The sequence below is a fragment of the Chitinophagales bacterium genome, assembly GCA_013816805.1.
Lineage (GTDB): Bacteria > Bacteroidota > Bacteroidia > Chitinophagales > UBA10324 > MGR-bin340.
This window is the reverse complement of record JACDDS010000013.1, coordinates 62,908-76,071: the sequence shown is the minus strand read 5'-3', so window position 1 is coordinate 76,071 and position 13,164 is coordinate 62,908. Positions and strand designations below refer to the sequence as shown.

11 protein-coding genes and 1 pseudogene are annotated in these 13,164 nt (G+C 38.4%); 4 read left to right on the top strand and 8 right to left on the bottom strand.

Annotated features, from left to right (window positions below):
* Positions 1–52 precede the first annotated feature (52 nt).
* From H0W62_11800 to H0W62_11770, 7 genes and pseudogenes are all read right to left on the bottom strand, one after another.
* Entirely contained in the window at positions 53–1,765 is a 1,713-nt protein-coding gene (locus tag H0W62_11800) for a DEAD/DEAH box helicase (protein ID MBA3649213.1), read from the bottom strand.
* Positions 1,766–1,925: 160 nt separating this feature from the next.
* Positions 1,926–4,121, bottom strand: a complete 2,196-nt coding sequence (locus H0W62_11795) for a glutamine synthetase III (protein MBA3649212.1) — start codon at positions 4,119–4,121, stop codon at positions 1,926–1,928.
* A gap of 107 nt (positions 4,122–4,228) precedes the next feature.
* A complete protein-coding gene (locus tag H0W62_11790; protein MBA3649211.1) occupies positions 4,229–5,518 on the bottom strand; it encodes a hypothetical protein in 1,290 nt (429 codons plus the stop codon).
* Between the two features lie 55 nt (positions 5,519–5,573).
* Positions 5,574–6,950: a hypothetical protein gene (locus tag H0W62_11785; protein ID MBA3649210.1), complete on the bottom strand. Its 1,377-nt coding sequence runs from the start codon at positions 6,948–6,950 to the stop codon at positions 5,574–5,576.
* Positions 6,951–7,008: 58 nt separating this feature from the next.
* Positions 7,009–7,365 carry a hypothetical protein gene (locus H0W62_11780; GenBank protein ID MBA3649209.1) on the bottom strand — a complete coding sequence of 119 codons (357 nt, stop codon included), beginning with the start codon at positions 7,363–7,365 and terminating at the stop codon, positions 7,009–7,011.
* Positions 7,366–7,416: 51 nt separating this feature from the next.
* Positions 7,417–8,129, bottom strand: a pseudogene (locus tag H0W62_11775) (SDR family NAD(P)-dependent oxidoreductase).
* Between the two features lie 44 nt (positions 8,130–8,173).
* Positions 8,174–8,611, bottom strand: coding sequence for a type I restriction enzyme HsdR N-terminal domain-containing protein (locus H0W62_11770; protein MBA3649208.1), 438 nt, complete (start codon positions 8,609–8,611; stop codon positions 8,174–8,176).
* 67 nt (positions 8,612–8,678) lie between these two features.
* Here H0W62_11770 and H0W62_11765 point away from each other — a divergent pair, with 67 nt between their 5' ends.
* From H0W62_11765 to H0W62_11755, 3 genes are read left to right on the top strand one after another with little or no spacing between them, the layout of a single operon-like run.
* Positions 8,679–9,449 (top strand): AMP nucleosidase, encoded by a 771-nt coding sequence (locus tag H0W62_11765; protein ID MBA3649207.1) that lies wholly within the window; start codon positions 8,679–8,681, stop codon positions 9,447–9,449.
* Between the two features lie 32 nt (positions 9,450–9,481).
* Positions 9,482–10,486 (top strand): DNA polymerase III subunit delta, encoded by a 1,005-nt coding sequence (gene holA, locus H0W62_11760; GenBank protein ID MBA3649206.1) that lies wholly within the window; start codon positions 9,482–9,484, stop codon positions 10,484–10,486.
* 49 nt (positions 10,487–10,535) lie between these two features.
* Positions 10,536–10,973, top strand: a complete 438-nt coding sequence (locus tag H0W62_11755) for a hypothetical protein (GenBank protein ID MBA3649205.1) — start codon at positions 10,536–10,538, stop codon at positions 10,971–10,973.
* An 83-nt stretch (positions 10,974–11,056) separates the two neighbouring features.
* On the opposite strand, the gene tilS is transcribed toward H0W62_11755, so the two are convergent.
* Positions 11,057–12,409, bottom strand: coding sequence for a tRNA lysidine(34) synthetase TilS (tilS, locus tag H0W62_11750; protein ID MBA3649204.1), 1,353 nt, complete (start codon positions 12,407–12,409; stop codon positions 11,057–11,059).
* 183 nt (positions 12,410–12,592) lie between these two features.
* Here tilS and H0W62_11745 point away from each other — a divergent pair, with 183 nt between their 5' ends.
* Positions 12,593–13,162, top strand: a complete 570-nt coding sequence (locus H0W62_11745) for a DUF4294 domain-containing protein (GenBank protein MBA3649203.1) — start codon at positions 12,593–12,595, stop codon at positions 13,160–13,162.
* Positions 13,163–13,164 lie beyond the last annotated feature (2 nt).

The window sequence follows — 13,164 nt, the reverse complement described above, 5'->3', positions numbered from 1 at the left end:
TCAATGCACTGCAGTAAGAAAGCCAGGTAAAATTTTTAAGCTGTGCCCGAGATTAATATCTTTTTTTTCCTGAATGATATTTTCCTTCGGTACGGAAAGATTTACGCTCTCCGGAAAATTCTTTCTTCTGAAAGGTTCTTTTAGGCCTTTGCTCATCTTCATTCTGAACCTCAACCCGCACCCTGCGGCCGCGATAAGCTGCACCCTTAAAACCATGAAGAACAGAATCCACATGATTCGATTCTACACAAAAAAAGGAATAAGCACCTTTCAACTTCACATCCATTATTTCTTTCGGCTTCAGGTGCGAATAATTTTTAACCATAGTTACCAGTTGGTCTTCATTTAGCTCATCCATTTTCCCCAGGTTCACGAAGAGCCGCTGCTTTCCATTCTGGAAGCTTGCAGGTACGTTTCCCTGTGCATATTCTCTTCGTTCCGGAATGTTCAGATCTCTTGCTCCGCGATAATAATCTGCGAAGCGGTTAAATTCTATAGAGGCAAACCTCTTTATCACATCTTCTTTACTTAGATCAGCAAATTCCTCCATCATGGCAGGCACGAATGGTGCGATCTCTTTCTCACTGATCTTTATTTCATGAACTTTATGAATTAGTGCCAGCAGCTGTTTTTCACACACCTCTATGCCTGCAGGAATTTTCTGTTTGGCAAAGGTTGTTTGAAGTTTTCGCTCCAGCTGCTTAATTTTTCCAACTTCACTGTTTGAAACTAAAACCATGGAGATCCCTGACTTGCCTGCACGCGCGGTACGGCCGCTCCGGTGTGTATAGAAATCCATATCGTCCGGTAAATGAAGATGGATAATATGCGTTACATTATCTACATCTATACCTCTCGCAGCTACGTCGGTTGCCACTAATAACTGCAGTGAGCGGTTTTTAAAAGAGCGCATCACCTTATCACGCTGCGATTGCTTTAAATCACCATGGAGAGAATCGGCATCATAACCATCTTTAATAAGATCTTCGGCAATTTTCTGCGTTTCAATTTTAGTGCGGCAGAAGATAATTCCGAATATATCCGGTGTGAAATCAACTATACGTTTCAGTGCCAGGTATTTTTCTTTTTCGTGGACCACAAAATACTGATGCTCGATATTTTCGTTTGCCAGGTTCGCTTCTCCTACCGTAACCTCGGCAGGATTGCTCATATACTTTTTTGAAATACGGCGGATTTCTCCTGGCATGGTTGCTGAAAAGAGCCAGGTATGCTTTTCTTTAGGTGTAGACTTCAGTATTTCATCGAGATCTTCCTGGAATCCCATATTCAGCATTTCATCAGATTCATCCAGGATGATGTAGTTAATCTTTTTAAGATCTACAGCATTTCTTCCGATAAGATCTATCAAACGTCCTGGTGTTGCCACCACAATTTGCGCACCCTTGCGGATGGCAAATATTTGTTCCTGGATTCCGGCGCCACCGTACACTGCCACCACTTTTAATGATGGAATATTCCTGGAATAACTTTTCAGATCACTCGTAATCTGCATGCACAACTCACGGGTGGGAGACAGTATCAGCGCCTGAGTATGTTGAGAAGTAGTGTCAACGAGTTGAATCAAAGGCAAGCCAAATGCAGCTGTCTTGCCGGTTCCTGTTTGAGCAAGAGCAATAAGGTCACGGGTGTTTTGAAGTAATACCGGAATCGTTTTTTCCTGGATTGGAGTCGGCTCTGAAAAACCAAGGGCTTCTATCGCCTCCAATAGCGGCTGCGAAAGCCCGAGGTCAGAAAATGTATGCATTAAGATTTTTTGATATAAAAATGAGAGGGCAAAAGTACGGTTGTTTAGGGATAAAGAAAAATAACGCTTCAACAGCTTGCCTGACAATCGGGATATCAAGGCACAACTGAAATAAAGCCGCCTCATGGTAAAGACGGCTTAATAAATTATTAAGTTGTTTCTATTTCAAAAACAGAAGCTCACGGTATTTTGGCAATGGCCACAGCCGGTCATCCACAATCAATTCTAATTTATCAACCTGGTAGCGGATATCCTCAAAAAGTGGTTTAACCAAATCGCAATATGAAATAGATTTTTCACGTATGTCGTCAATCATATTTGCTGTTTTACGAGCTTCCGTCATTGTCTCCACCTTTTCTTTTATAACATTAATGTGGTGACTGATTTCTTTAACGAGGTCAATTTGAGAAGCTGCAAATTGCTTATCCAAACCAATATCTTTCATTCCCTGTATGTTTCTCACTAATTCATTTTGATATTGGATAGCTGCTGGAATAATCTGGTTTAAGGCGATTTCCCCGATCATCCGGCCTTCTATCTGAACGATCTTAATATATTTTTCAAGCTCAATTTCATACCGCGCATGGATCTCTTCGCTGGTAAAAATTTCATTCCTCTCAAATAAATCAATGGCTTCCTTTTCAACCATCAAGTCCAGTGCACGTGGAGTATTTTTAATATTATTCAATCCGCGTTTTGCAGCTTCTTCTTCCCATTCTTTACTATAATTATTTCCTTCAAACAAAATGTGTTTCGATTCGGTAATGTACCTTTTAAGCACTTCCATAATTGCAACTTCGCGGTTCTTGCCTTTATTAATTAATACATCAACGTCATTTTTAAATATCCTAAGCTGATCAGCAACGATGGTATTTAATACCGTCATAGTTGCAGAAGTATTTTGAGAAGCGCCCACAGCCCGGACTTCAAATTTATTTCCAGTGAATGCAAAAGGAGAGGTACGGTTACGGTCTGTATTGTCTTTCATCAGGGCAGGTATCTTATTGTGAATTTCCAGTCGCAACGCCTGTTCACCTTCCTCTGTAAATTTTCCGGCTTCCACCTTCGATTCAACCTCATTTAAAATTTCAGTCATATAAGAACCGATAAAGACGCTGATAATAGCAGGAGGCGCTTCGTTGGCTCCCAGCCGAAAATCATTGGCCGCAGTAGCAATGCTTGCACGAATTAAATCATCGCCCTGTGAAACTGCTTTAATAACATTAATAAAGAAAGTGAGAAACTGAAGGTTTGTTTTTGGTGTGCGTCCCGGAGAAAGTAAATTTTTACCGGTATCTGTAGCCATGCTCCAGTTGCAGTGCTTTCCGCTTCCGTTGATCCCTGAAAAAGGTTTTTCATGTAAAAGAACCCGTAATCCGTGGCGTTTTGCAACACGTTGCATCACATCCATCAGCAGTTGATTGTGATCTACGGCAATATTTACCTCTTCAAAATAAGGTGCTACTTCAAACTGCGAAGGAGCCACTTCATTGTGACGGGTTTTTAAAGGAATACCCAGCTTGAAACATTCTGTTTCGTAGTCGAGCATAAAAGCATATACCCGTTCAGGAATGGAGCCAAAGTAATGATCCTCTAATTGCTGGCCTTTTGCAGGTGCGTGACCAAAGAGAGTTCTTCCGCTCATCATTAAATCCGGTCTGCTTAAACACAGTTCTTCATCGATCACAAAATATTCCTGTTCCCAACCCAGGGTAGGTACCACACGGGTCACATTCTTATCAAAATAATAACATACTTCCAGTGCAGCGGTTTCCAGTGCATGGAGCGATTTCAACAGAGGCGCCTTAAAATCAAGGGCCTCGCCGTGGTAGCTCACAAATATGGTAGGGATACAGAGCGTTTTGCCATTACCAATTTCCATTATAAATGCAGGAGAAGATGGGTCCCATGCTGTGTAACCTCTGGCTTCGAAAGTATTACGCAATCCACCTGAAGGAAAGCTTGAGGCATCCGGTTCCTGTTGCACCAAGGTGCTTGCGTCGAAAACTTCTATGCCTTTATTAGGGCCTGTCAGTTGAAAAAATGAATCATGCTTTTCGGCAGTAGCTCCGGTAAGCGGTTGAAACCAATGGGTAAAGTGAGTGGCACCTTTGGAAATTGCCCAAGATTTCATAGCCGATGAAACCTGATCCGCAATCTTACGGTCAATTTTCTGACCGGTTTTTATAGCTGTCATCACAGCAAGAAAGGCATCTTCTGACAGATAGCTTTTCATTGCCTGTTCTGTAAAGACGTTTTCTGCAAAAATTTCAGATATTTTTTTTGTGGCAGTCTTGCCATTCTCCATATCAGGAGCAGCTATTTTTTCTATAGACCTGTTTCGGATATGAGGCATGAAGTATTTTTCTGCAAAATTACAGGCTTCCGTAAATTATTTATAAATTTTTATCCACAATGCGATAATTAGTATTGTTTCAGGAATAAAATCAAAAAATTTGGCGGTTAAGGAGCGATATTTTGATTTTTAATGGGATTTTTTATAAAAAATAATTTATTAGGCTCAGCTATAGAAATAAGTGCAATAAAAAAGAAGCACATTCCAGGCATTTTATATCTGACAAGAGCACCAAGATTGGGTACAATACTTCCGACTAGCCAAAAAATCGAGAGAGAAAATAACAAACAAAATAAGATGACGGACCAATCAATTTGGTCCCTTTTCTTAAGAAGAAGTAGTGATACAGGGATGAGTAAAAGGAGAATCCAGTTATCCAGCGCAAATGGAATTTGAAGTGCGGATGATATATTATTAACGGGAGGAATTAAAAAGCAATTCTTTAATGCTATGGGAAATGCATGAACCAGATTTAAAAAGCTGCCATTTAATATTCCAAAATCAAGGATTTTATCTTTAGGAATGATGTGCAGGAATTCCACCTGTTGTTTTTCCATTGATTTAAGAAAATCGAGGTTGGGAAAAAATATTTTAAGATTAAAGAGTAAAAAATAAAAGCAGAAAAATGCTAGCATAGCTTTAACAAAGGAAAACTTAATATGTGATTTGGAAATAATGAAAAGCAGTACGGCAGGAATTAATAAAAACAGCAAATAGTCCCGGACAACCATCAATAAGATACAACCCAGCAATAATCCAAAGAGTATCCTGTAGTTAATCTGCTTTGTTAATTTTTGAGCGTGAAACAGAATCAGGCCTATTGCAGCCATAGAGATGCCATCTTTATGCAATCCTGCTGACCAAAATGCTACAGAGGGAAAAATAAAAATAACAAAAAGCAAAAACATCTTCTTATCCGGCAGCAAGTCCGCAAAGAACCGGTACAGATATAATAACCCGGTAAAAGTGAAGAAATCATAGATCAGCACATTCACATAATAGTGGTTAAAAGACAAAACATCCAGAAGGATATTTAGCCGCACTATAAAATAGGAGCTCATATCGGTCCAGGATTCCATTGCATGCGCATACGGAAAAATTAATGGATTGGCGGGACGATGGTTTATTCCAAACAAAAGTTTAAAAAAAATCAATGGATCAACGGAGAAGGCCTTCACCGCGATGAGGCTATCATTAAAATAAACAAGCGTATCACCTCCTTTATAACAATAAATGTGAATCCATCCGTAAAAAATTCCGGTTAGAACTCGTATCAGAAAAAGGGCTACAAGCAGGGTTCGGTTAAGATGAAATCTGTTAAAAAATTTCAGCCTTAAAATGAGAAATGATAACAGGCCGGAATAAAATATAATAAGAAAAATTTCCTCCAATGACATCACAATAAGAGAAAAAAATAAGATTTACAATACAAATGACATGCGGCAGAAGACTTTATTTCATTTGCTTAACTACCTGCATAAACTTCACATTTTTATGTAAAGGCACTAACAGAGGTTCTGATAAAACACGGGTAGAATCTTTCCATCCCAATTGAACACTTTTCTTTAGCGCCCCGATTGCCCCAATGGAATCTCCTTTCATTATAAAAAAATCCGCTTTCAGAATTTGCACTTCAGGATTCTTTGGATCTGCAAGTTGATAGATACCGAGCATCCTTTCAGCTGTTTCTGCATCGTTATTTCTGATTGCCCGCATGGAAAAGCTATTTGCAGCTAAAGAAATAAATCCCAGCAATCGTTGATAGACAGGTTTTTGCTTAACATCACTAATCGCATTCATGTGCTCTAATTCTTTTTTCCACCACATCAAGTCTTTATCATTAAAATCATTCATGTATTGTTGCTTTATGGATTGTTCTTGCAGCAGTAACTGTTTTTTTTCTGAAATGATTTTTACGTAATCAGGATCCTGTAAAACGGTACTGAATTGTTTTGCATAAATTGAGATATCTTCCACGCCCGATAAAAAATAGATCATTTCCTTATAACCGGAGGCAATTTTTAAGAGATCATTCTCTCCGTTAATGGTTTCTGCATGCTCGCTTATAAACTGATCTGCCAAACTTTTATTTATTGTGGTTGCGTGACTGCGCATTGCATTAAATTTGATCCAGTAAAAGGCATCTTTAAAAACCGGGCTATCAGGCCACTCATGGTTGCCATTCCATTCCTTTAAAAAATGATTGCTGCCTTTAAGAGACTGATCAAACGAAATAAGATCAGAATAATTCATATCGCCTGTACCGGCAAATCCGAGCAATGGAATCCTTTGCGGTGGCTGATCAGAAAAAGCTCCGCCATAAATAAGTGCTGACACGGACGGGTTATGTGCGGCATTATCCATAGCTACTTTAGCTCCCCCCGAAAATCCGGCAAAAATTATTTGTTGCGGATCAACTGCAAAACGGTGAATAACTTCTGCAACCATATGTAAAGCAATGGCATCCGTTTGTTCCGGATTAATACCGTTACGGGAACTGTTTGAACCCATAAGAACCACATTAAAACTCTTTCCCAGGGTTTTATATTTTGAAACTACAAATTCACCGCCCCCATGAGGATCAAAAAAAATTATTACAGGCAGCTTAATGGTATCATTATAATTCGGGGGAAGATAAATGGCATAAAATTCATTAGGGTTATTTTGGCAGCTTAACGAAGTAATAAAAGTATCGGCAGGGAAATGTTCCTTTGGTTTTGCTGCGATTGTATCAGAAGAAGGCAAAGGATCCGGGTAAAGGTGATGTGATGAACAGGATATAAAAATTACATAAAATAATACCTGTAAAACAACGAGATAATTTTTCATATCCACAGGCTAAGAAAAACATTCTTGAGAAACTGAATCTTCGGCAAATTAAAAATTTCTACTCCACCAAGTGGTCTCCGGGTATTCCGTACCAGGAATAAATTTCATACACCAGTTGCCCTGATTTTATTGCAGGATCATTTTCTAAAATGTTTCTCACAATCTCTTTGTCTGCTGTATTAAAAATATACATCTCTTTAAGAAAATCGTCTTCAGTTACCGGACCGTGTATGGCAAGCATGCCTTTTGCCCTGAGCCCAAGCAGGTGGCGAAGATGCTCCTTCTGAATCAGGGAATAGGAAACTTCTTCTTCTTTTTGTACAGTCCTCTTCAACAGAACAAGGGTATATTGTTTACTTAAAGATTCAATCAGGTTAATGGAATCATTGGTAATTTCCGGATCGGTAAAATCCATTCTGAGCTGTTTTATTTTATTAAAAGTCGTTAAAAATTTGATTAGAACACCTTATATTCTATTGTATATCCAGGCAGGTAAAATTTTTAATAGCTGTGCTATCAGCCACCATCGCTTAGTGATGTATGCTTTTTCCTTTTTACTTTCTATGGCATTAAAAATTTGCAAAGCAGCTTTGTTTACCGGAGCTTCCCAAAACCTGTGTTCACCTTTTGCCATGTTTGTTTTTACGAAGCCTGGCTGAATATCAGTGATCCCTATGAGAGCTTAAATTTCAAAGCATTTTTACGTAACCCCTCAAGGTAGTTTGCCTGGAACGATTTCGATGCATTATAGGCAGGTGCGCGCCCTTCTCCCCGAATTGATGCTATTGAGGTGATTGACACCAAATGTCCATATCGCTGTGTTTTGAAAAAATTGAAAATAAAAACACAGATGCGCGTCCAGGCAACAACATTGAGGGCTATAGTTTCCTTTTCAGGAAGATAATTGAGATCCGGGTTTAACTGCCCCTCTCCTGAGCTTAAAATCAATAAATCGCATCCCTCAATTTTTTTAATAAGCTGATGAATCTCTTGTTCGATATTGCCGGTAGTATTATCGAAACTTTTAACAAAAATATTGTCAGGAAATTGCTGTTTCAATTCTTCAAGTAAAAAGGTTCGCCTCGCTGTAACACCTATTCTATTATTTTTTCTTGCATATAGTATGGCAAGTTCTCTTCCAATGCCGGATGAGGCGCCAACTATAATAACCTTTTTTATTTCTTCCATTATGGATGCTTCCTGATGCAAATTAGACACGGTTACTAGAGATCAGGTAATTCCGGCAAAAATTTGTAAGATCCTTTTTCGTGATTAATCTCGCAGCAAAACGTTTCATTTCCATTTGAAACTACAAGGTACTTTACTCTTAAGGTGAGGTTGTATCTCGCAATTTGATCAAAGACATTTTGTGTAATCTTTACATTGGTTGATTTACATTCCACTATAAGCTGGGGAAGTCCATCTTTTCCATAAACAACTATATCACATCGCTTTTTTAAACGGTTAACTGTTAAATGCATTTCTATTGCAAGCAATGAACGGGGATATTTTTTTTCTTCAATTAAATAATGGACCCAGTGCTGGCGTACCCATTCTTCGGGTGTAAGGGCAACAAACTTTTTTCGTATCCGGTCAAAGATAAGGGAGTGTTCTCCATGTTTTTTAAGTCTGAAAGTATATTCCGGAAATTGAATAATCACAGCAGTAATTTTTATTAATCAAAAATCCTCTTCGCTTTTTAAATTATTTTTGACCAAAGATGAGGGTATGAAAACAAAAAAGGAAATTGTGGACAATTGGTTGCCGCGATATACCGGCACGGCACTTAAAGATTTCGGGAAGTATGTTTTAGCTGTCAATTTCACTCGCTACGTGGAACTTTTTGCTGAATGGAATGCAGTAGGGATCAAAGGCAGGGACCGCAATATGATGAATGCTACTGCCGATGGCATCACCATTATTAAATTCGGGATGGGAAGCGCAAATGCCGCTACAGTTACGGATCTGATCTCCGCCATAGAACCCAAGGCACTGTTATTTCTTGGTAAATGCGGTGGCTTAAAAAAGAAAAATGAAATTGGTGATTTGATTTTACCTATCGCAGCCATTCGCGGAGAGGGCACATCTAATGATTATATGCCTGCAGAGGTTCCGGCGCTTCCATCGTTTGCGCTCCAGAAGGCAATTAGCACAACAATCCGGGATTACCGGCGTGATTACTGGACGGGAACCGTTTATACAACCAACCGCCGCGTATGGGAATATGACGAGCCGTTTAAAGAATATTTGCAACAACTGCGTTGCATGGCGATAGATATGGAAACCGCTACCATTTTTATCAGTGCCTTTAAAAATAAGATACCATCTGGTGCCTTGCTCCTGGTAAGCGATCAGCCAATGGTTCCGGAAGGAGTGAAGACGGAAGAGAGTGATAAAAAGGTTACAGAAGATCACACAGAGCTACACTTAAAAATAGGTATCGATTCGCTCAAGCAGCTGATCAATAAAGGGGATACTGTAAAGCATTTACGTTTTTAGGCAGTAAGTATTATAATTACACCGAAGGTTATATGACGCTTACGCATACCGCAATCCTCACTGATTTAAAAAATAAAATTTTTCACCCCATTTATCTTTTAGAAGGGGAGGAGCCTTATTATATTGATCTTATCAGTAACTATATAGAGAATAATATATTGCCTGAATCCGAGCGGGCTTTTAACCAGACCATATTGTACGGAAAGGACACAACGGCGGTAGAAATTCGGCAGAGGGCATTAAATTACCCCATGTTTTCAAATTACCAGGTATTGATGGTTAAGGAGGCACAATTACTGAAGAAATGGGAAGCTCTTGAAAATTACGTTTTGAAACCGGTAAAGTCGACTATCCTGGTGATCTGTTATAAGTATGAAAACTTTGACAAACGCACCAGGGTTGGCAAAGCTATCCGGGATAATGGGGTTCTGATGACCACTAAAAAGTTATTCGAAAACCAGGTGCCGCAGTGGATACATGAATTTCTTAAAGAAAAAAATTATAACATTCAGCCAGAGGCTGCGGCTCTTGTAGTTGAATATGTAGGCAATGAGTTGTCTAAGGTTTCAAATGAGCTGGAAAAACTGATGCTCAATGTATCTCATAAAAAAGACATTACTGCAGAGGATGTTGAAACAAATATTGGTATCAGTAAAGAGTATAATGTTTTCGAATTAAACAAGGCACTGGCAATAAAGGACGTTACAAAAGCAAACAGAATCGTATATAACCTGAGTGCTAACGCCCGTGCGAATCCTTTTGCACTCACCCTTGGTTCGCTTTACAGCTATTTTTCAAAAGTGTATTTATTACAGCAGTCAGGCTTTAAAAACGATGCAGATATTGCATCCTTACTTCGTCTTTCTCCATATGTAATTAAAGAATATAAAACAGCAGTAAAAAATTTTTCAGCAATAAAAATTCAGCAAATATTTTCATTGCTTCACGATTACGATTTACGTTCCAAGGGTGTGAATGATACGGGTGCAAAAGAGGGTGCACTGCTCACGGAACTTGTCTTTAAAATATTGCATTAAATTTTTATAATACCAATTAGTCAGTGTAATTTAAGATTAAAAACAGGTAATGGCCATCAGAGCAATTCTTCTAATATATTTAATTAGCAGCCCGCAAACCTGCCATCAGCACGCATTTCCCAATGTTATAAACATTACTTCCCAGCAATGGATCGGTGGCGTTGCAGGATCAGGATATGGAACCTATTACCGTATTTATTTATTGAATCCGGATTCTAATTATGCCTTTGACACCTTATGGGCTGGTAAGAAAGGAATTGCTGTCAGCAGCTTAAAAAAAGAAGTTAACGACACTTTACTTTTAATCGGTAATGATCATGTGAACGGGTCATCGGAACAATCTTCAGATAATAAAACAGACACCCTTACGGCTCCATTTCCTTTTAAGACTGATGCCGTAGCTGTGCTTGGATATTTCTACAAAGGAGAACGTTTTTATTATCCTATCATGAAATGGACGGTCTTAAAGCCGGTATATTATCAATAGCAAAAAAGAGGTACTAATCCTGATATGCCAAAGGAGCATAAACCGTAGAACTTCATTACCTTAACTTTTCATTATTATTGAAATTACTTAACAGTAGTTTTAATTATAAAGATCTTTTCGGTTGAGTCAGTGATTTTGAATCTTTCATCGATCCTCTCACCGGCAACTGCAACAATTTTCCCCCCAGATTCAATTACAAAAATTTTATCTTTTTGATGAAGCGGTATTTTTTTGTCGATGAGGTAATCGCTGATCTTCTTTTTCTTTTTTTTCATACCGAATGGATAAAAATAATCCCCTTTTTTCCACCTGCGCAGCAACAACGGAAACTCCAGAAGGTTTTGATCTAAACAATGAACTGCATTTTCTTTTGGGATTATAAAGTTATTTTTCTCAATCGATTTTAAGACCATATGAAGTGATAAAATGCTCACCTGCTGGTCGCTTTCGAAAATCAGGATTTCAGATGAGAATTCGTTATCCTTTAATAAAATAATTAAATGCTTCCTGTCTTTTATTAAGCGATGCGTAGAGGAATAAAAGATCTTACCGGAAATTGAGTTTAGCGAAGCCGCAACCTGCCTGCTTTGATCCGTATTAAAATCAAATTCCTTTAATATTTCAAAGAGAACATTTTGTATTACCGGAAATAACTTCAGCCTTGAAATGGAGATAAAAGTTTCCTCACCCTTCTTTTCCATTACTTTTTTTTTCACCTGGCTGACCATCTGATCATAAAGCCATTCCGCATCTTTCCATTTTTCTATATTCTCAGAAAAAGTGTTCTTAAACGATGGATAATGTTTTTCAATAGAGGGAATTATTTCATGTCTGATTTTATTTCGATAATATTCTGTTTCGAAATTCGACCTGTCTTGCCTGAATGGTATGTGATTTAAGCCTGCAAAGCTTTCTATTTCATCCCGTGAAAAGCAAAGCATTGGCCGTATAATTTTGTCTTGTTTTGGCTTCATGCCATGCAATCCCCTGATACCTGATCCTCTGAACATATTTAATAAAACCGTTTCAATCCGGTCGTCCTGATGATGTGCCGTTGCAACAAAATGATAGCTATTTGTTCTTCTGATTTGTTCCAGCCAGCCATAACGCAATGTGCGGGCTGCCATCTGGATGGAGATTTTATTTTCTTTGGCAAATAATGCTGTATCAAATCGTTCTGTAAAAAATGCAACCCTGAATTGTTGAGCTAATTCAGTGACAAACTTTTCATCTTCATCGGATTCATATCCACGTAATTGAAAATTTATGTGTGCAATTCCAAAATTAAATCCGCATTCCCGGAACAGATAACACATAGTTGTAGAATCGATGCCGCCGCTAACCCCAAGTAACACGGGAGTTTTTGGTTGAAAAAGAGAATGTTCGTTGATAAAGGCAGCTAGTTTTTCTTTTTCTTGCATCTTGTTTGCAGTCATGAATGCTGCAATAAAGTTAAATTTCCTCAAGGATGTTATCAATGATTGTCCCAATTGAACTCATCAGTGCCAAACTAATAATAAGGACTTATTGTTAGCGGTTAATCTTAAAGTGGTGTAATAATTTTGCAAAGGTATGTGCAGGAATAATTTTTACTTGAAAACGTTTCTATTCAAACGAATGTGAAGAAGCTTTTTCTTTTAATGTTAGTAGTCACTTTGCCGGCATACATGATCGCTCAGACCAGTGCCTTAATGCCTGCCATGATCGTGAACAACGATACTTTTCCAACCTTTCAATTGCCTGAAGTGGTAGTAGTATCTAAAAGAACATTTGCTAATGCGCTTGAACAAGCCCGTTTCAATAATTTAAAGAGAAATGTAATGATCGTATATCCTTATGCTCAAAGGGCCGGTACAATTTTCAATGAAATAAACATCGAAATTAAATCTATGGACCACAAGCGCGATCGCAAAAGATATATAAAGCAAAAAGAAACCGAGCTGGATGATTTATATGAAAAAGACTTAAAAGACCTCACCGTCTCACAGGGGCAAATACTGACGAAATTGGTCGCAAGGCAAACCGGCATTAGTGTTTATAACCTTATAAAAGAATACAAGAACCCAATATCTGCATTTTACTGGAATAAGATGAGTCAATTTTTCGGTTATAGCTTACGTGATGTTTACGATCCGCAGGAAAACCGCGATCTGGAATTGATCGTTGAATCACTGGAGGGAAACTACTAGTA

Excerpts from the sequence above, each read along its gene's own strand:
- H0W62_11800 (MBA3649213.1), bottom strand. The coding sequence starts at position 1,765 with ATGCATACATTTTCTGACCTCGGGCTTTCGCAGCCGCTATTGGAGGCG.
- H0W62_11795 (MBA3649212.1), bottom strand. The coding sequence starts at position 4,121 with ATGCCTCATATCCGAAACAGGTCTATAGAAAAAATAGCTGCTCCTGAT.
- H0W62_11790 (MBA3649211.1), bottom strand. The coding sequence starts at position 5,518 with ATGTCATTGGAGGAAATTTTTCTTATTATATTTTATTCCGGCCTGTTA.
- H0W62_11785 (MBA3649210.1), bottom strand. The coding sequence starts at position 6,950 with ATGAAAAATTATCTCGTTGTTTTACAGGTATTATTTTATGTAATTTTT.
- H0W62_11780 (MBA3649209.1), bottom strand. The coding sequence starts at position 7,365 with ATGGATTTTACCGATCCGGAAATTACCAATGATTCCATTAACCTGATT.
- H0W62_11765 (MBA3649207.1), top strand. The coding sequence starts at position 8,679 with ATGAAAACAAAAAAGGAAATTGTGGACAATTGGTTGCCGCGATATACC.
- holA (MBA3649206.1), top strand. The coding sequence starts at position 9,482 with ATGACGCTTACGCATACCGCAATCCTCACTGATTTAAAAAATAAAATT.
- H0W62_11755 (MBA3649205.1), top strand. The coding sequence starts at position 10,536 with ATGGCCATCAGAGCAATTCTTCTAATATATTTAATTAGCAGCCCGCAA.
- tilS (MBA3649204.1), bottom strand. The coding sequence starts at position 12,409 with ATGACTGCAAACAAGATGCAAGAAAAAGAAAAACTAGCTGCCTTTATC.